The following is a 17,774-nucleotide window of genomic DNA, read 5'->3' as shown; positions in this document are numbered from 1 at the left end:
CTTCTTTTTAAGATTCTTCTTCATTATAACGAACAAAACCACGCACTTGTGAATAGTAGCGTGGTTTTATCTTTATGCTTTGTGGCGACTGCGTAGAGTCCAAATTTTGTAGACCATCACGGCTGATGCGAAAATGGTTAGATACGTAAGAACAAGCCAGCCAAAGCGAAGATAGGACTCGGTTAGTTCTTGGATCTGTGTGCTTGTTAAGAATTCTCTGTAATGGATAGAAGCAAGCACAATGCCTGCAATCATTAGAGCGAAAAGCCCAAGTCCTTGCCAAAGCTTACTTCTAGTTGTACCGTTTTCTGCTTGGTATTGCTGGGCCCAGCCGTCCTTTTTATATGGAGACAGCTTATCGAGCCAAACTTGGATAAAGGTTAGGAAGTTTACCCACAGATAGATTTCGGTACTAATAATGAGGCCTCCGAGGAACACATCTATGGGTCGACTCATGGGTGTTTTTAAGGCCAAAATTAAGTTTAAAATGGAGGCAAGAGCAACGGGAATGATCCAGAGCCATGACCAGACAAACTGGTCAGTGGAGATGGATACAGTTAAGAGTAAGAAAAATAAGATTCGAATAAAGAGATCAATAAATGTCTTCATCTGCGATCGCCAAAGCATCCCGTAGTGCCTTGTTTTTATCTTAATGTCTTTGTTCGTTAGAAGATCAACCGTGCCGCCGCGCCATTTATTTCGCTGTTGTCGGTATGTGTGGTAGGATCTCATCGCATCTACAAAACAACGAGCTTCTGGACTGATTAAGGTTTTCCATTTTAATCTTTGAAGCTGCCATGTGAGGAGCATGTCTTCCACGTCACTATCATTTTGCCATGGCCCGTCCAAATTATTTTCATCAACGATTTTTTGAAGCGCTTCTGGGCGAAACAACGTTGCCTGACCGCCGAGCACATATGTGCTTCCCCCATGATATTGGAGGTTAAGAATCCAGCTTGCCATATCCTGCTTTTGTTGATGAGTCCACCAGCGTTGGATGGCTCCTCCATATAATCCACTTTGGATTTTATGTTCATAATAGGGATCATCCCGTGTAATAGAGCTTTTTTTCAATGGCATTCTCATTGTGTACTTTGCCATGACACCACCGATGTTTCGAGCACTCATCAGACCATTCCACAAATGAATGAGCGCTTTTGGAGCGAGGCGACTATCTGCATCCATCCCAAGAATCGCTTTTACTGCCGGCTTGTACTTTTCCTGAAAAGGGGTTAATTTATTTTCATATAGCTCCATGACATCGCCATAGATGCTTTTCCATGCGGTATTAAGCGCTCCAACTTTTCGTTGTTTGTTTCCTTCTGTTTTTAACACAATCACTCGTAATTCTAGATCTTGCCCGGCTTTTAACGCTTCTTCCTCGGTACGATCTGTACAATTATCGGCAATGACAAAGATATCTAGCTCTACATTGGGAGGTAGCTGTTGATCAGCTAATCCTTCTAAGCAGTCACGGATGGAGAGTTCTTCGTTGTGAGCTGGTATAAAGGCAACAATTCTAGGTTTTACATAGACACGCTTTAATGCTGAGATATCAATCGCTGGATTCATCTTTTCCCTCCGAATAGACGTTAGAGCTGTTTTTTCATAGTCTATTCAGCAATTGGGACAAAAGAACTTAAAATAGGAGAATAGAGGTGGGGATTTGGGATGCCAAAAGTCTGGAAATGAAAAAAGGCACAACTCGACTTGAGTTGTGCCAAAAAACAATTATAGTTCTTTACCATTTGTATCAATTACGTTCTTATACCAATGGAAAGATTTTTTCTTGCTTCTTTCAAATGAGCCAGAGCCATCATCGTGCTTGTCTACATAGATGAAGCCGTAACGCTTAGACATTTCTCCAGTAGATGCGCTGACAAGGTCGATACAACCCCAAGGCGTGTAACCCATTAGTTCTACACCGTCTTCAATGGCTTCTCCCATTGCAGCGATATGACTGCGCAAATAATCAATGCGGTAGTCATCGTTAATGGATCCATCTTCTTCTACTTTATCGTAAGCACCAAGTCCGTTTTCAACAACAAATAGAGGTACCTGGTAGCGGTCATACAATTGGTTTAATGCAATACGCAGGCCTTCCGGATCAATCTCCCAGCCCCAGTCACTTGCTTCAAGGAATGGATTTTTCACTCCACCAATAAGGTTTCCTTGTCCAACTTCTTCTGGTGTTTTTTCTTTTTTCTCGGTACGAGACATGTAGTAGCTTAGTGATATGAAGTCTACTGTGCCTTCTTTAATTGTTTCAAGGTCGCCTTCTTGGATATCAAGAGAGATTCCGTTTTCTTTGAAGTAACGAGTAGCGAACGCAGGATATGCTCCGCGTACATGTACATCCCCACAATAGTTGTTGAACAGACGTTGTTCTTGTAGAGCGTGCATGATATTTTGCGGGTTACTATCAAACGAGTATGTTGGAGCATAAACAAGCATACAACCAACTTGGCTTTCAGGAATAATTTTGTGAGCTGCTTTAACAGCTAGTGCACTCGCTACAAACTGATGATGTAGACCTTGGAAGCTATCCTGTAATCTTGTTTCTTCTGAATCAGGTGAGAAACCAAGACCAAGTAATGGAATGTGTGTTGCACCGTTAATTTCATTAAATGTTAACCAGTATTTTACTTTGTTCTTATAACGAGTAAACAACGTTGTTGCATAACGTTCGAAGAATCCGATCACTTCACGGCTGCGCCATCCACCGTACTCTGTAATCAAGTGGAGAGGGATTTCGTAATGAGAAAGCGTGACAACCGGTTCAATGTCATATTTCTTTAACTCATCAAAAACTCGGTCATAGAAAGCAAGTCCTTCTTCGTTTGGCTCCGTTTCTGTTCCTTGTGGGAAGATACGGCTCCATGCAATACTCATGCGGTATGTTTTAAATCCCATTTCCGCAAAAAGAGCAATGTCTTCTTTATAACGATGGTAGAAATCAATCCCTGTATGGTTCGGATATACATATTTTTCGTGATCAATCTTAAAGTCAAAGCCAGGATTCCCAATTACACCTAGGCGTACTTTCCCACCAGGCATAACATCTGCCAAATTCATTCCTTTACCGCCCTCATCATAGGCACCTTCTAATTGGTTAGCGGCCGTTGCGCCACCCCACATAAAATTCTCTGGAAAAGAATACGTAGTCATAATAGCCTCCATTGTTTCGTAATTGGTTTAGTATTCGAATATCCATCTAAATGGATTCATACATTTATCATACCTTTGTTTATTCAAGAAAACTGGTCTTAATGAGACGAGTATGGAGGTGAGTAAAGCTGAGTGTTCTCGAATTCATTTCAAGCATTGTCCGTTCAAGCATTTGGCCATTAACTTTATTAGTGATCATCCTGATGCTTAAGGTACCAATTACTCAATTAGTTCAGTCCATTCGTAGTATTTCATACCGTGATGTGCGAGTAGATGTGGGAGAGCAGCTACATCTAATTGAACAATCAACTCAAGCTAACACCATGCAGGCGGTTTCCATTCAAAGCGAGGATGATGAAGGAGGAGATGATTCGCAACCAACTCCACTGCAGGTTGAACAAATTGCATACGCCTCTCCACGCGCAGCTGTACTCTATGTTTGGTCTATTGTTGAGAAGGAAACAGAGGACTTGCTACAAGCCATAGGTAAGTCTTTCCATGCAGATGAGGCTCAGAAAATAGAATCATTAAAAAAGCATCGTGTGCTTGATACGCCTATACTAAAAATGTTTGTGGACTTAAAAAAATTATATGAGCATGTAGCAGCAGAAGCCTATGTACAAGTGACTCCATCGGAAGCATTAAGATACTGTGAGCTTTGTGAGCGAATTCGATATCAATTAACAGTAAACGAGAAAAAACACCGCTCATAGACGGTGTTTTTCTCACTTACATCACAGCGGCAATTCCCCATGGGGAAAACAACCAATATGTTCCAATAACCACGATGATAATAAGGGCACTGACCCACTTACTGTGCTTCCATGGAGTCATATCAACTTTCACATCAATCTCAGGAAATTCAAACGGCTTCCTAGATTTTTGTAGTCGACTAATTGCCCAGATGAGGAATAGATCGACAAAGAAAATGACACTAAATACATACAAGTAATGAATATCAAAGAATATTTGTGACGATCCGTATACCACAATGTGGAATACAAAAGTGACTTTTGCAGCGAATGGCGTTGCATATCTTGAGTAGAAACCTAAAATGATAATTGCAAGCAACGGCATGCTATATACACCATTAAATTGCTGTACGACATGGAATAGACCTGCCGGTGCAAATGAAATGAGCGGTGCAATGATTGCCGTCATCAATCCAAGGACAACGGTAAAGACTTTACCAGCTCGTGCAACTTGTCTGTCCGTTACATTTTTCTTTAATGGTTTGTAGAAATCCAGTGTTAGAAGAGTTGTCGTTGCATTTAATGCACCGACAAATGAACTCAAAATAGCTCCGAAGATAATGGCAGCAAATATACCAAAACCCCATTCTGGAAGAACTTCTGTAACCAGCATTGGGTATGCATTATCTGAAGGGTTGACATCATCGCCAAACATATTATATGCAATAATACCTGGGAACACTAAGAATAGAGCGCCGAATATTTTAAAGAACCCAACATATAGAGCCCCTTTTTGCCCTTCTTTTAAATCACGTCCAGCTAATACTTTTTGTACAATCATTTGGTTTGTACACCAAAAGAACAAGTTGTTAAATAAGAGACCTAGAAAAAGTGTAGGCCAAGGAACCATTTCGGAATCAATTGCCCCGAACGAATTCAGCTTCTCGGGTGTGTTTTGTTGGATCGTTTCAAATCCTCCAATGAAGCTACCGTCACCAAGAACCATTAATCCTATAATCGGAATTGATAATCCAACAACAACGAGGCCAATTCCATAAACTGTATCACTGTAAGCACTTAGTCTTAATCCTCCAATTAATAAATAGAGCAATCCTAGTACACCAATTGCTCCAGAGATAATGGAGATCGCAATAAGAGGGGATACATTTAGTAGTTCGTCCACCGCGAAGATTTGATTAAATACAAGCGAACCAGAGTACAGTACAACCGGTAAGAATGATACCACATAAGTAAAAATAAATAATAACGATGCAATTCGTTTTGTTGTGGTATCAAAACGTAATTCAATAAAGTCTGTTACTGTACTTACACCATATTTTAAATATTTTGGTAAAAAGATTAGTGCTAGTGCAACGATTGCTATTGCAGCAGTAACTTCCCAACCCATTACCTCCATACCTGCTTCATAACTTTGTCCATTCTGACCGACAATTTGCTCAGTTGAGAGATTTGTCATGACAACGGAGCCGGCAATTGTTACACCGGTTAAACTACGTCCACCAAGGAAAAGCCCCTCTGATGAATCCATGTTTACGCCACGACTTCGTTTAAATGCATATAGCCAAACGGCGAGCACAATCGCTACAAAAATTAAAACTGAAAATAACCCCAATGTACTTCTCTCCTTTGTGAATGGTTGAGCGCTATCTAGTGGATTTCCGTTTCCTATTTAACTCAAACCTATTTATTAGTATTTATTTGTGGGAAATATTGAGAATTGTCGTTACGCACTGATTTTATAAAGGTTTTTCCGTTAAATAATTTCTAATTTACTCACCTTCTCTATCAACAAGAAATATTATTATATTTTTTTATCAGATAATTTGAAAAATGTGGTTTTAATTTAGATGGAACGGTTACACAGAAGCTATACTTATAAAGGAGGCGTTCAGCATGGCGGAGAACAATCAGGGCAGAAAGATGAGTTATGAAGAGGCAGGAAGAAAAGGTGGAGAAAAAACAAAGAACAAACATGGAAAAAAACATTTTAGTGAAATAGGAAAAAATGATAATAACAACTCAAACTAAAGAGTCGTAGCATTCATCAAAAAAGAGCCGATCTAAGGCTCTTTTCCTATTTTTTATAAGGTGTGATCAATTTGAACCGAAAAATGGTGTTAATGATTTCTCCAGCTCTTATTGCATTTGTAAGTTTACTTCTTATTTCGGGCTTTAGCTTATCTGCATTTATTGGTAGTTTTGTGATGGGACTCTCGTTCTTTGCGCTGGCTTTGGCTTTATTAAGTGAGCAGCAAAAGGAAATAGTGAAGGTGGATGAAATACCTGCTGAAGAGATTGACGAAGTAAAGATCTATTAAAAGAAAACGAAAAAAATGATTAATGTTGTCGAATACTGGGTATAGGTATATGTATCTACCTTATTTCGCTAAGGCCCGTTTTCAAATGTGAACGGGTTTTTCTTTTGTATGACTCACTCACTAAAAGAATATGATCTGTTAAGAAGGGAAATCAGTCAATGTCCAACCAAATTCTTCTCCATGATTTCTATGTAAGCAGGCTTCAACACATTACAGAGCAATGGTATTCCTCACTTAACCAAATGAATAACGGTGTCTATTCTTCTACATCAACAGAAGATGTGGAGCGGCTGAAAAGACAAGCTATGAGTTTTCACGAGCAGTTTTTCAAGGTTTTTATTACTGATGAGCAAACATTTAGAACGGATATGGATAACTGGATCAGAGAAATTACATTTGATGAAGCGCATTTAAATACGCTAAACTCTGCGAAAATTTATGAATTTCTTCATACGCAACAGCAATATCTCGAATTATTGGACGAATATGTAGAGGGCCACCCTGTCTCTTTAGAAGAAGCGTCCCACTATCGTCAAGTCATTCTACAAACGATGCAACAAGTTATTTTAAAGGTTACAAATGAGTTTGAGAGAAATCAGGAAAAGCTTTTTCGTGAGCAGCGAGAGATGATCGCAGAGTTGAGTGCTCCAATTATTCTACTCTCACCAACATTAGGCTTACTCCCACTTGTAGGAGAAATTGATTCATATCGTGCAAGAGTCATTATAAATAGTGCTTTGGCAAATTGTAATGAAAAAGGAGTGGAGCGACTGGTTGTGGACTTATCTGGCGTTTCAAATGTAGATACGGCAGTTGCAAAGCAACTACTTATGCTTATAAAAAGCTTATCGATTATCGGTGTAGATTCCTGCTTATCAGGGATTAGACCGGAAATTGCGCATACGATGATTAAATTAGGTATTAAATTAGATGGGATTAATGTATATTCCTCTATACAACAAGCTTTAAACGATAAATAATGTACGTTTAGATTCTACCTTTAATAAGAAAACCCCCTTTGAATGGTCTTTAGTTACACCTTCAAAGGGGGTTTTCTGCATGGAGAGTTATTTTGAAATAGACCAGACCTGTTCCACGGTCCAAATATGAGTAGAACCATTCTGTTGGTTCAGTTCGTTAGTCACGGCCTTTGCTTCTTGAACAGTAGGAAAGGTTTTTTCTGTTAAATTATTGTGTTTTCTGTCCAGTGACTTAGTGTGTTTGATGGTTGTACATACAATTCGATACATGAGACACCTCTTTCCGTATTTTAAAAAAGAGTAAACAGGCAGTCACCTATTCACTCAGTTCCGTTTCTTTTACCGTCCAGCAATAACCAGGACGAGCATTATTGTTAAGCTTTTTTACAAGCAGTTCTGCATCTACGAATTCCAAAAAGGATTTATCCAAATGACTGTTTGAAGCCTTTAAAGTTTTCGTTTCACCGTTACTTGTACGAATAATTTTGTACAACGGATCAACCCCTTTAAATAGTGGCTTTCTGTCTTCTTATCAATTGTCTCATACAACAGGTGAAATAGATATAGCTCATATACGATTTGACATTGTATATATACATTAGATACAATTGTAACAAAGTTATGGTTAGCGAGGTTATTATGAACATTAATTTATCAAATGCTTCTCAAGAACCAATCTATCTTCAAATTAAAAATCAGATTAAACAGAGTATTCTACGTGATGAACTAAAGGAGGGAGATTCCCTTCCTTCCATGCGAGCGTTAGCAAAAGATCTTCGGATAAGTGTGATTACAACAAAGCGCGCCTACGAAGAATTGGAGCGTGAGGGCTTTATTGCTTCATTTGTCGGAAAGGGTTCATTTGTTGCTAGTCAAAGCAATGACTTAATGCATGTGAAACGACTAAAGATGATTGAAGAAGGACTCGCGAACATTGTTCATGAGAGTAAGAATCTAAAGATTCCTTATGAACAGCTTGAAGAATTATTGAAGATGCTTTATGAGGAGGAAGAGTAGTGGAGGACGCCGTTATACTTCAACACGTAAACAAAACGTATAAGGACTTTGCTATCTCGGACCTTTCGTTCTCTGTGAAAAAAGGGTTTGTTACCGGTTTTATTGGTCCTAATGGGTCAGGAAAGACAACAATTATCAAGATTATGCTGAATCTCATTAACCTAGATTCAGGAGTCATTAACGTATTCGGTGAAGACTATACGGCTAACATTAATGAAAAAAAGCAGCGAATTGGCTTTATTTATGCCGATCATCATCTCTATCAGCATTTAACCATTAAGAAAATGAAGAAGGTCATCGCTCATTTCTATGAAAAATGGGATGATTCTCTGTTTGATTCCTATGTAAACCGTCTTCAGTTACCATGGGATAAAAAGATTCAGAACCTCTCAAAAGGAATGGGAACGAAGCTGTCGATTGCGATCGCGCTTTCTCACCATGCGGAGCTGCTCATCTTAGATGAACCCACCTCAGGACTTGATCCAATTAGTAGACGAGAGATTTTGGACCTGTTAGCAGAAGTGATGCAGGACGAGGAAAAGACGATTTTCTTTTCTACGCACATTACTTCAGACCTTGAGCAAATTGCAGATTATATTACATTTATTCATGAAGGGAAAATATTACTCAGTGACAACAAAGAATCGATTGCTGAGCAATATGGCCTTGTTCGCGGATCTGTGGACCTCCTTGATGACGATATTCGCAGCCTTTTTGTAAATGTACGAGAAACATCAATCGGCTTTGAAGGTCTAACGAATCAAGCAGCTCTTATCAGAAAACTTATGGGTGATCATGTCGTAATTGAAAGAGCATCACTTGAGGACATTATGGTTTACACAATCGGACATCCATAAAAGGGGGGAACTCATGCGTATAATGGCTTGGTTTGGAAGGTGCGTTGGTATGGCATGTTTGTTTGGGTTCATTTACTTTGTCGTCTTTTTCATTGACCAATCCTCATGGAATCCAGGCAGATGGAATGATAAGACGATTGGCTGGATAAAGGATGCGGTGCCGGATACGTGGTTTGTAGATCAGCTTGCTTTCTTTACGGTGTATGAGTTCAATGTACTGATCACAACAATTGGGCTTGGTATGATCATTGGAATTGCAAGTGATTTTCTATATACGGTTGTCTTAAAAAGAGAAGGGAGCACAGAGTGATGACAAACATACTCGAGGTTCAAGAGCTCAACAAACTGTATGAGGATTCAACGTTTGGTCTACAAGATATTACATTCTCTATCCCATACGGTTCGATTGTTGGATTTATCGGAGAAAACGGTGCAGGCAAGTCCACAACGATGGGTTCTATTTTAGGCACGCTACAAAAAGACAGCGGCACCATCAAAATGTTTGGAGAAGAGATGGATTCCAGTGATGTTCATCTTAAGGAAGACATTGGTGTAGTGTTCGACACAATGAAACTGGTAGGCGGTCTGAACGTGGCCAAACTCGAGCGGGTGTTCCGAGAAATCTACTCCAACTGGAGCAAAGAAACGTATTTTCAATTGATCCAATTGTTTTCTTTGCCCAAAAATAAAAACGTCAGCAGCTTCTCACGGGGAATGTCTATGAAGCTTTCAACTGCTGTGGCTCTCTCCCACGGAGCTAAGCTATTAATCTTAGACGAAGCAACAGCTGGACTCGATGCAGGTGGGCGCGAGGATGTATTAAACGTGCTAAAAGAGTTTGTGAAGGATCAGGACCGTAGCATCCTCATGTCCTCTCATATCTCAAGCGACATCGAGCAAATTGCCGATCAACTTATCTTCATTAAAGGAGGAAGGATTCTCCTCCAAGAAACAAAAGATAACATCCGCAATACCTATGGAATCACTCAATGTGACCCCGTTCAGTATGAAACCATCCCCAGTGCAATCAGAGTAGCGAAACGAGGAAGCAGTTCGTTCTTCGACGTACTCGTTTCTGACAAAGAGAAACTACCACGAGCATTACAAACAAGACCATTTACAATGGATGATGTCACTTTACTGTTAATGAGAGGAGAGAGAGGATGAAGGGTTTATTGTTGAATCAGTATTATGCAGTGGAGAAGTCGTTTTGGTGGCATGCTCTAATAGGGCTGGTAGCAGCAACATGTTTAATGTTATTTAGTGACCCGAGGCTACAGCGTTTGGCTGGATTTTTGCCACTTCTTCTCCTTTCAACAAGTGCATTTGAGGTCTTAAAGCATGAAGCAAAATCTGGCTGGAACAAATACGTGCTAACCCTCCCACTTAAAAGAGACCGCGTTGTTCAAAGCCACTACTTATTTTTCATTACTTTATTAATCATCGGTTTAGCCATTTCCATCCTTGCTTATTACCTGGCGCAATTATTATTTGGCACTGAGTCTTCGGGGTATATCTATGCTGTGCTTAACATCGCAGGCATCGCGCTTACAATGGGATTTGTTATTTATCCATTGACGTACTTAATGGGAACGGAAAAAGCGGAGATCATAGCGATGATTGGTGCCGGAGCAGGTATTGGACTCTTCTTCCTCAGTGCACTCATCTATGATTTTCTTCCTTTAAACGAAGATTGGCTCTTTTCCTTTAGTTTTATGGTAACCACACTCATTCTTTTTATCATTTCATACATTGTTTCTATTCAAGTTTATAAAAGAAAAGAGTTTTGAATGAGTGATGAAACGAATTTTAATGAGAGGTGAAAGGGTATGAAAGGGTTATTACTAAATCAGTATTATGCAGTGGAGAAGTCGTTTTGGGTGTATTTAATCATCGGTTTGGTATTTGCAGTCGGATTAGTAGTTATAGATAACTCAGCTGTCCAAAGAGTGGCAGTCCTTCTGCCATTTTCATTTATGGCATCAGCTGCTATAGAGGTGCTTAAACATGAATCAACGTCTGGATGGAGTAAGTATGTACTAACGCTACCGGTTAGAAGAGAACGAGTTGTCCAAAGTCATTACTTGTTTTTCACTTTAGTATCGAGTGTAGGTTTATTTATTGTAGGAATTCAATTTCTTTTATCTCAGTTTTTATTTGGAATTACTTTAAATCCAGGTTATATCTATAGCATTATGAACGCACTAGGATTGGTATTTATACTTGGCTTTATCACTTATCCTTTAACTTATATCTTAGGAACCGAAAAAGCCGAAGCCATTATGATGGTAGGGGTTGGAGTAGGCATTGGGGTATTTTTCTTAAGTTCATTACTCTATGAGTTGGTGTTTATTAGTGTACAGAGTATCAACTTAGACCTTATGTTCTCGCTTAGCTTCATACTAATCACCTTAATCCTTTTCATCATCTCATACATCGTGTCCATTCAAGTCTATAAACGAAAAGAATTCTAATTATCCTTGGAGGTCGTGAGCAATGCCCAAGTCTATCTATTTACGAGAGTTAAAACGAGAGGATCTGAACATGATCTATCAATCATTAGATAATGAAGAGATTCTCTACATGACTGGAACAAAAAAGACATTCACATTTGATCAGGTGGTAAACCATTATGAGGCGTGTCAAAAAGATGATACGCGGTATGATTTTGCCGTTTGTTTGAAGAAGAATGATGAAATGATAGGTGACCTTTCTATCGTTGAGGTGGAGGAGGAAAACCGTAAGGCGAGCTTTCGTATTTCTTTACATCAAACGTCTACCTTAGGAAAAGGGTACGGGACCGAAGCAGTAAAGAAGGCTCTTGCCTTTGCTTTTGAAGAATTGAAGTTGAATCGTTTGCAGCTTGAAGTCTATTCCCATAATCTCAGAGGCTATTATGCTTATAAAAAAGCAGGTTTCGTGGAGGAAGGTCGGCTTAGGCAGTCGCTTTATATGAATGGGACCTATTCAGATGAGATCATCATGTCTGTTCTAAGAGATGAATATGAGCAGCAGATGTGCGAGTGACCCAGGAAATGCGCGATTACAAAGGGCGGATGCGCGGAATACCAAGGAAGCCCCCTCTTCGCTATACAAAAGCTACCCTGGGAACTACCTCTCTTCCCTAACTTCTCTAATGAAAAATTCAAATACTTTACTTTAGTGCTCATCTTGCCGATACTATGTAAAAAGACGCACAGAGGAGCTCGTTTAATGAACGCTACGTTACAGGCAGTGGTTAATTTTGCCCCGATTATAAAAGACACACTTGGTCCAACAGCCGCAATGGGTGTAATTGATACAGAGAAATTCGTTTATTTTGCCCCCTCGACTATTTTAAATATAGACGTTGAAGTAGGTAAGACGAGATTGGATCGACACGATGTATATGTTCGTGCTATTAAAGGAGAACATATTATTTCAAAAACAATGGATCCTGCCATATTTGGGGTAGCCGTCGTGACTTCTGTTACGCCTATTCGAGATTTGGAAACAAGCGAAATCGTTGGTTTGATCTCATTATCTCGAACGTTGGAGCACCAAGAAAAGTTAGATACAGAGCTGGGTAAATTGAATGAAGTCATAGATGCATTGCAAGGCAAGGTCCAGCATGTAGCAGCTCAAGCAGAAGAACTTTCGGCTACTAGCAGTGATATAAGCCAACAGGCGAATAATGCCAACAAGAATTCTCGTAAAATTGGAGAAGTGGTTCAATTGATTGAACAAATTTCTACACAAACGAATCTTCTTGGTTTAAATGCTGCAATTGAAGCAGCTCGTTCAGGCGAGGCTGGTAAAGGCTTTGGTGTTGTAGCCGATGAAATTCGTAAGCTTTCAATTAACACAAAAGAAGCCGTACAGACGATTGGAAAATCTTTAACTGAAATCCAATCGAGTATCGAAAAGTTATCTACAAATATCAATGAAATCTCCGCATCATCTGAAGAGCAATCTGCTACGATGGTTGAATTTATGGATGACACACAAGCTTTAGATGTGAAGAGCAAACGCATTATTAAAACCATGAAATCAGCATTCAACCAAGAATAGGAGAATATGAATCATGCATTTGACGTTAAAGGCTTTAGTAAGTTTAGCTCCTGAGATTAAGAGGAATCTTGGGGAGAGTAGTGCGGTCGTTGTAACAGATAGGGAAAAATTCATTTTTTCTTCACAGTCAAAAGACTTGGATTATAGTGCGAATGTGGGGGATGAAGCCTTCACAGATGAGAATGATATTCTACGCAAAGCGCTTGCAGGTGATAAGGTGCAGATGCATATTCCAAAAGAGCGTTATGGTGTAGGCCTTCTTTATTCAGCGAACCCAATCTTTGATGAGAATAAAGAGATCATCGGTGTATTTCAAGTAACTAAAACATTAAAAGATGAAGAAATTCTGGATATAGAATTAGATGAACTCCGTGAGATCGTTTCTAATTTGCAAGGTAAGGTTCAACAAGTTGCTGCCCAAGCAGAGGAGCTTTCAGCAACAAGTTTGGATATTAATGGACAAGCAGAACGAGCAAATGCCAACTCACAAGAGATTAGTAAAGTAGTTCGCTTAATTGAAGATATTTCGGCTCAAACAAACCTTCTTGGATTAAACGCTGCAATTGAAGCGGCCCGTTCAGGTGATGCTGGTCGTGGGTTTGGTGTAGTAGCTGATGAAGTTCGTAAGCTTTCCAATGGAACAAATGAAGCCGTTGGGACGATCGGCCAATCACTTCAAGAAATCCAAAAGAATATGGAGCGTCTAACAGTAAGTATTGCTGAAATTACCGCAGCATCGAATGATCAATCGAATGTAATGACAGAGTTTATGGAAGATATCCGAAACCTAGATAAACAAAGTAACGATATTGGTCAATATATTAAATCCATCACAAATTAACAAATCAAGGAGGCGCCTAATCAGGTGCCTCCTTGATTTATCTCCCTAACCAATTAATACCCAAATACAAGAGATAGATGAATCGCATATTGAAACAACAATGGAATGACGACAACGGAGAGAATAAAGATCCAGATCTTTCGTACCTTTAAGTTTAACCAGCAAGAGAAACCGATGAAAAGCATCACGACCATGACAAGAGCATACAATAAGCCATCATTTCTTTCAATATCAGGTGCTGCAACTGATAATTGAGCCCCAACCATAATGGACATGATAGCTAAGAAATAGAGTGAGTGAACAGCTATAACGAGTCCTTTAAACACATAAAGTCACCTCTGTTCTTTGATTAAATGGATATAAAAAGAAAAAGATACATTAATTATATAACGGTGTTTATAAGTTGTATGTATATAATCGACTTTACGTTTAAATGAATTTGAAAATGGGAACCTTTAAATAAACATTTGTTTAATTAAAATCAAAGGATGGATGCATCATGTTATACCTACTTGCGATCATCTTGCCTCCTGTGGCGGTATTATTTGTAGGCAGGCCGTTTCAGGCAATCATTAATTTAATTTTAACGCTCATTTTCTGGGTACCTGGTGTAATTCACGCGTGTTTGCTTGTTGCAGATAAGAAGGCAGATCAAAGGGCGAAGAAGTATGGAAGTTATAGATAAGGGACGCAAGCAACGATCATACAAGATTGTTGCTTTTTTGTTTTGTGATTTCCAGTTGTATAAAGAACGTGTGTTCGGTTATACTACCTACTATAAGGTGGGATTACAAATGATTAGAGAAGACATGTATCCATTGGTCAATCGATATATTGTGTGTGCAACTGCACGAAATGTGATTGAGCGGCATTTGCGGAAGATGCCAACAGAGCGTCTACGAATGATGTCTTATGAGCTTGGCAAGGAACTACACGAGCTCAAAAAAGAGATGCATAAGCAGCAAGTGAAGCTGGCAAAAGTCCCTCCGTCAAGCTCTGACTTTTATGGATACACTCTCTATCACAAAGGATGGCGATCAGAGCATCAAGTCTTAAAAGCCATCATTCAGCGAGAAGTAGAAGAACTGTTAGAAGAACTGAAGGTTAAAACTGTCTCCAAACGTTGAGGTAGGGTAGAGTGTTTTAATCGAATGAAGGGAAATTAACTATTGGTACTCAACATATTCGAGTAATAGCTCGGATGGGGATTGAAAATGGGAATGGATATAGAATCCATCCCATTTTAATATTTAATCTTGTTACTTTCGTATGAATAAAGCTTATGTCTTAACTGTCATCGAGCTTTTACGCAACTGTTTAATAACAATTTCTGAACAGATTAGCATGCTAATTAAAAAGAAGAGAATGACAAATGGAAGCAATGATAATGTAGTTCTATCAGCTAATAATCCAAAAATGGGAGGGAAGAACGTACTCCCAGTATAAGCAACGGCCATTTGATACCCCATTAATCGAATAGAATTTTCCTTTCCAAATCTTCTAGGTGTTTCGTGAAGTAAGGCAGGATAGATAGGAGCCAAGCCTAACCCAATCATTAAGAACCCTAGGATCGAAACACTCGTTGATAAGGGAACGAAGAGCAAAGTAACTCCAATAATCCCACAGAGTTGACCTGATAAAATTAGTGCCCTATTACTCACTTTAAAAGAAATAAACCCTGTAATGAACCTCCCTATAGTAATTCCTCCATAATACAGAGAAATCAATAAAGCTGCATGCTCTACAGATACACCCTTAGAAAAGACTAAATAACTAGCTCCCCAAAGCCCTACAGTTGCTTCTGTTCCTGCACAAAACATAAAAGATGCTAACGATGGTTTAATCCCTTTTAAACGGAACAACTTTTTTTCGAATGGCTGATCATATCCATCATCAGCGCTACTGGACTCTTGAATTCCTTTACGGGATGCGACCCTTTTCCATAACGGTATAGAAAACAAAAGAATGATAACGAGTGTAAATTGTATGATCGAAACAATAACATAGCCATTTCTCCATGAATTAGATTCTGATAATGTCATAGCCATGATAAATGGGCCAGCAGTTGCACCTAAACCCCAAAAGCAATGTAGCCAATTCATATGATGCGCTTTATAATTGTCAGCTACAAAATTATTTAAGGCCACATCTACAGCCCCTCCACCTAAACCAAGAGGTATTGCTAATAATATGAACCATAGTAAAGAAGGAGCGTACGCAAATCCTAGCAGTGCTCCTGCAGTTAAAACGCAACTTATAAATGTGAGCAATCCAGTGCCAAACCTTTCAATGAAAAAACGACTTGTTAAGCTAGAAATGATCGTTCCTGCAGCAATCACCATAGAGATAACGCCTGCAGCACTGAATGGTAGAGAGATATCACTACTAATTACAGGCCACGCTGTTCCAAGAAGTGAATCAGGTATTCCTAAGCTTATAAATGCAAGGTAAATAATAACAAGAAATGCTGTAGCCAAACATCTTCCTCCTTAAAATAAGTTTGTTACCAATGAAAGTTGACTTTTACATATGTAGTATTGTAACTTAAATAAATAACTTAATAAAGGTACTTTATTAAGTTTTGGAAAAATAAGAAGAAGGTGTTCTAAATGAGAATTGAACATGTAGCTATATGGGTTAAAGACCTTGAAAAGATGCGAAGTTTTTATTGTGAGATGTTTCAAGCTGCAAGTAATGAGAAATATATAAACGCTAAAAAAGGATTCGAATCATACTTTCTAACGTTTGAATCTGGGGCAAGGCTTGAACTGATGAAACGACAAGATATAGATCAAGACCCACTGAATAATCAATTTGGTTATGCTCATATAGCCTTTTCATTAGGTAGTATGAATAAAGTTGATCATACAACAGAGGTTTTATCTACTAATGGATGCCAACATATTGATGGTCCTAGGTTAACAGGGGACGGATATTATGAAAGTGTCCTTTTAGATCCTGAAGGAAACACAATTGAATTAACAATATAAAAGAGTTAATAGATTTGAATAGAATATATTGCATTCATTTTGAAATGAGGTCTGTATGCTAAAGTACCAGCACATTGCAGAAGCAATTGAAATGAAAATAAGGAAGAAGGAACCATTTTATAAAGTCAAGCTACCTGTTATAGAGTCGTTAATGGCAACGTATGAGGTTAGTAAAAGTACGATCATTAAGTCTTTGGCTATTTTAGAAGAGAAGGGTCTGATCTATCAGATTAGGGGGAGTGGAATATATGTTAGAAAACCTAAGAGACAATCTGGATATTTAAAATACCCCCAACATGTATTAAATGAGGTTAATAGCGATACAGATATCGTTTTAGAAACGATTAAGCTAAAAACTTTAAAGCTTAATAGGGAAACTGCCAATTTACTTGAACTAAGCGATACCGATGAAATTTACTATTTAGAGCGCGTTCATACGATTGATGGGGAAGTAATCTGTATTGAAAAGAGTTACTACAACAAGAAACTTGTAACCTATTTAAACCATGAAATCACAACGGGTTCAATTATAGAGTATATTAAGAAAGCGTATGGTTATCAGAGTATCCATTTCGAAACCTATCTTAATGTGAATGTTCTTTCTAATCTAGAAGCAGAAATTCTAGGTTTAAATGAAAAGGATCCGAAAATTAATTATAACGTTATGTATTATTTGCCCAATTACAATCCAATAGGGTTAACAGATTTAACTTATCATTATAAAAGATCTAAATTTCTTGTTCAAACAACGAGTGGCTGAAGTACGACACAAAAGAACGGTTTATAATTATAGCAACAACTATAACATCGTCTTAAATGATGAAACCTCTATAAAAACCC

General features: G+C 38.7%; 24 protein-coding genes. 17 read left to right on the top strand and 7 right to left on the bottom strand.

Annotated features, from left to right (window positions below; genetic code table 11):
* Positions 1-72 precede the first annotated feature (72 nt).
* Both ACQKKO_RS08780 and ACQKKO_RS08775 read right to left on the bottom strand, forming a co-directional pair.
* Positions 73-1,572: a glycosyltransferase family 2 protein gene (locus tag ACQKKO_RS08780; protein ID WP_498646264.1), complete on the bottom strand. Its 1,500-nt coding sequence runs from the start codon at positions 1,570-1,572 to the stop codon at positions 73-75.
* A gap of 159 nt (positions 1,573-1,731) precedes the next feature.
* On the bottom strand, positions 1,732-3,168 hold the full coding sequence (locus tag ACQKKO_RS08775; RefSeq protein WP_498646262.1) for a glycoside hydrolase family 1 protein: 1,437 nt from the start codon (positions 3,166-3,168) through the stop codon (positions 1,732-1,734).
* 203 nt (positions 3,169-3,371) lie between these two features.
* Between ACQKKO_RS08775 and ACQKKO_RS08770 the strand changes: the two genes are divergently transcribed.
* Complete coding sequence (locus ACQKKO_RS08770) at positions 3,372-3,881, top strand: DUF4145 domain-containing protein (protein ID WP_498646260.1); 510 nt, start codon at positions 3,372-3,374, stop codon at positions 3,879-3,881.
* 16 nt (positions 3,882-3,897) lie between these two features.
* On the opposite strand, the gene ACQKKO_RS08765 is transcribed toward ACQKKO_RS08770, so the two are convergent.
* Positions 3,898-5,493 carry a solute:sodium symporter family transporter gene (locus ACQKKO_RS08765; protein ID WP_498646258.1) on the bottom strand — a complete coding sequence of 532 codons (1,596 nt, stop codon included), beginning with the start codon at positions 5,491-5,493 and terminating at the stop codon, positions 3,898-3,900.
* A gap of 281 nt (positions 5,494-5,774) precedes the next feature.
* Here ACQKKO_RS08765 and ACQKKO_RS08760 point away from each other — a divergent pair, with 281 nt between their 5' ends.
* From ACQKKO_RS08760 to ACQKKO_RS08750, 3 genes are all read left to right on the top strand, one after another.
* Positions 5,775-5,909, top strand: coding sequence for a hypothetical protein (locus ACQKKO_RS08760; protein ID WP_498646256.1), 135 nt, complete (start codon positions 5,775-5,777; stop codon positions 5,907-5,909).
* A gap of 71 nt (positions 5,910-5,980) precedes the next feature.
* Positions 5,981-6,199, top strand: coding sequence for a hypothetical protein (locus ACQKKO_RS08755; protein WP_498646253.1), 219 nt, complete (start codon positions 5,981-5,983; stop codon positions 6,197-6,199).
* 158 nt (positions 6,200-6,357) lie between these two features.
* Positions 6,358-7,179 carry an STAS domain-containing protein gene (locus tag ACQKKO_RS08750; protein WP_498646252.1) on the top strand — a complete coding sequence of 274 codons (822 nt, stop codon included), beginning with the start codon at positions 6,358-6,360 and terminating at the stop codon, positions 7,177-7,179.
* Between the two features lie 87 nt (positions 7,180-7,266).
* Here the strand turns inward: ACQKKO_RS08750 and ACQKKO_RS08745 are convergent, their stop codons facing one another.
* Entirely contained in the window at positions 7,267-7,449 is a 183-nt protein-coding gene (locus tag ACQKKO_RS08745; protein WP_498646250.1) for a hypothetical protein, read from the bottom strand.
* A gap of 46 nt (positions 7,450-7,495) precedes the next feature.
* Positions 7,496-7,672, bottom strand: a complete 177-nt coding sequence (locus ACQKKO_RS08740) for a hypothetical protein (RefSeq protein WP_498646248.1) — start codon at positions 7,670-7,672, stop codon at positions 7,496-7,498.
* 146 nt (positions 7,673-7,818) lie between these two features.
* Between ACQKKO_RS08740 and ACQKKO_RS08735 the strand changes: the two genes are divergently transcribed.
* From ACQKKO_RS08735 to ACQKKO_RS08695, 9 genes are all read left to right on the top strand, one after another.
* Positions 7,819-8,196, top strand: coding sequence for a GntR family transcriptional regulator (locus ACQKKO_RS08735; protein ID WP_498646246.1), 378 nt, complete (start codon positions 7,819-7,821; stop codon positions 8,194-8,196).
* The gene (locus ACQKKO_RS08730) at positions 8,196-9,053 is read left to right on the top strand and encodes an ABC transporter ATP-binding protein (protein ID WP_498646244.1); all 858 of its coding nucleotides are present in this window, start codon (positions 8,196-8,198) and stop codon (positions 9,051-9,053) included. Before ACQKKO_RS08735 ends, ACQKKO_RS08730 begins: the two co-directional genes overlap by 1 nt.
* A 13-nt stretch (positions 9,054-9,066) precedes the next feature.
* Positions 9,067-9,363 carry a hypothetical protein gene (locus ACQKKO_RS08725; RefSeq protein ID WP_498646242.1) on the top strand — a complete coding sequence of 99 codons (297 nt, stop codon included), beginning with the start codon at positions 9,067-9,069 and terminating at the stop codon, positions 9,361-9,363.
* Positions 9,363-10,220, top strand: coding sequence for an ABC transporter ATP-binding protein (locus ACQKKO_RS08720; RefSeq protein WP_498646240.1), 858 nt, complete (start codon positions 9,363-9,365; stop codon positions 10,218-10,220). Before ACQKKO_RS08725 ends, ACQKKO_RS08720 begins: the two co-directional genes overlap by 1 nt.
* A complete protein-coding gene (locus ACQKKO_RS08715) occupies positions 10,217-10,843 on the top strand; it encodes an ABC-2 transporter permease (protein WP_498646238.1) in 627 nt (208 codons plus the stop codon). Before ACQKKO_RS08720 ends, ACQKKO_RS08715 begins: the two co-directional genes overlap by 4 nt.
* Before the next feature lie 39 nt (positions 10,844-10,882).
* Complete coding sequence (locus ACQKKO_RS08710; protein ID WP_498646236.1) at positions 10,883-11,527, top strand: ABC-2 transporter permease; 645 nt, start codon at positions 10,883-10,885, stop codon at positions 11,525-11,527.
* Positions 11,528-11,549: 22 nt separating this feature from the next.
* Complete coding sequence (locus ACQKKO_RS08705; protein WP_498646234.1) at positions 11,550-12,080, top strand: GNAT family N-acetyltransferase; 531 nt, start codon at positions 11,550-11,552, stop codon at positions 12,078-12,080.
* A 186-nt stretch (positions 12,081-12,266) separates the two neighbouring features.
* Positions 12,267-13,103, top strand: a complete 837-nt coding sequence (locus ACQKKO_RS08700) for a methyl-accepting chemotaxis protein (protein WP_498646232.1) — start codon at positions 12,267-12,269, stop codon at positions 13,101-13,103.
* Positions 13,104-13,116: 13 nt separating this feature from the next.
* Positions 13,117-13,944, top strand: coding sequence for a methyl-accepting chemotaxis protein (locus ACQKKO_RS08695; RefSeq protein WP_498646230.1), 828 nt, complete (start codon positions 13,117-13,119; stop codon positions 13,942-13,944).
* 53 nt (positions 13,945-13,997) lie between these two features.
* On the opposite strand, the gene ACQKKO_RS08690 is transcribed toward ACQKKO_RS08695, so the two are convergent.
* Positions 13,998-14,270: a hypothetical protein gene (locus tag ACQKKO_RS08690; RefSeq protein ID WP_498646228.1), complete on the bottom strand. Its 273-nt coding sequence runs from the start codon at positions 14,268-14,270 to the stop codon at positions 13,998-14,000.
* A gap of 173 nt (positions 14,271-14,443) precedes the next feature.
* Between ACQKKO_RS08690 and ACQKKO_RS08685 the strand changes: the two genes are divergently transcribed.
* The gene (locus ACQKKO_RS08685; protein WP_343129000.1) at positions 14,444-14,629 is read left to right on the top strand and encodes a YqaE/Pmp3 family membrane protein; all 186 of its coding nucleotides are present in this window, start codon (positions 14,444-14,446) and stop codon (positions 14,627-14,629) included.
* Positions 14,613-15,071 (top strand): YhjD family protein, encoded by a 459-nt coding sequence (locus tag ACQKKO_RS08680; RefSeq protein ID WP_498646226.1) that lies wholly within the window; start codon positions 14,613-14,615, stop codon positions 15,069-15,071. The genes ACQKKO_RS08685 and ACQKKO_RS08680 overlap by 17 nt, the downstream gene beginning before the upstream one ends.
* A 153-nt stretch (positions 15,072-15,224) precedes the next feature.
* Here ACQKKO_RS08680 and ACQKKO_RS08675 read toward each other — a convergent pair whose 3' ends face one another.
* Positions 15,225-16,421, bottom strand: a complete 1,197-nt coding sequence (locus ACQKKO_RS08675) for an MFS transporter (RefSeq protein WP_498646225.1) — start codon at positions 16,419-16,421, stop codon at positions 15,225-15,227.
* Positions 16,422-16,553: 132 nt separating this feature from the next.
* Here ACQKKO_RS08675 and ACQKKO_RS08670 point away from each other — a divergent pair, with 132 nt between their 5' ends.
* Both ACQKKO_RS08670 and ACQKKO_RS08665 read left to right on the top strand, forming a co-directional pair.
* Positions 16,554-16,934 (top strand): VOC family protein, encoded by a 381-nt coding sequence (locus ACQKKO_RS08670; protein WP_498646223.1) that lies wholly within the window; start codon positions 16,554-16,556, stop codon positions 16,932-16,934.
* A 55-nt stretch (positions 16,935-16,989) separates the two neighbouring features.
* Positions 16,990-17,694 (top strand): GntR family transcriptional regulator, encoded by a 705-nt coding sequence (locus tag ACQKKO_RS08665; protein ID WP_498646221.1) that lies wholly within the window; start codon positions 16,990-16,992, stop codon positions 17,692-17,694.
* The last annotated feature ends 80 nt before the right edge of the window (positions 17,695-17,774 follow it).

Source organism: Alkalihalobacillus sp. NPDC127517, assembly GCF_050276055.1.
Classification (GTDB): Bacteria; Bacillota; Bacilli; order Bacillales; family Bacillaceae_D; genus Alkalicoccobacillus.
This window is presented reverse-complemented; position numbering and strand designations above follow the sequence as displayed.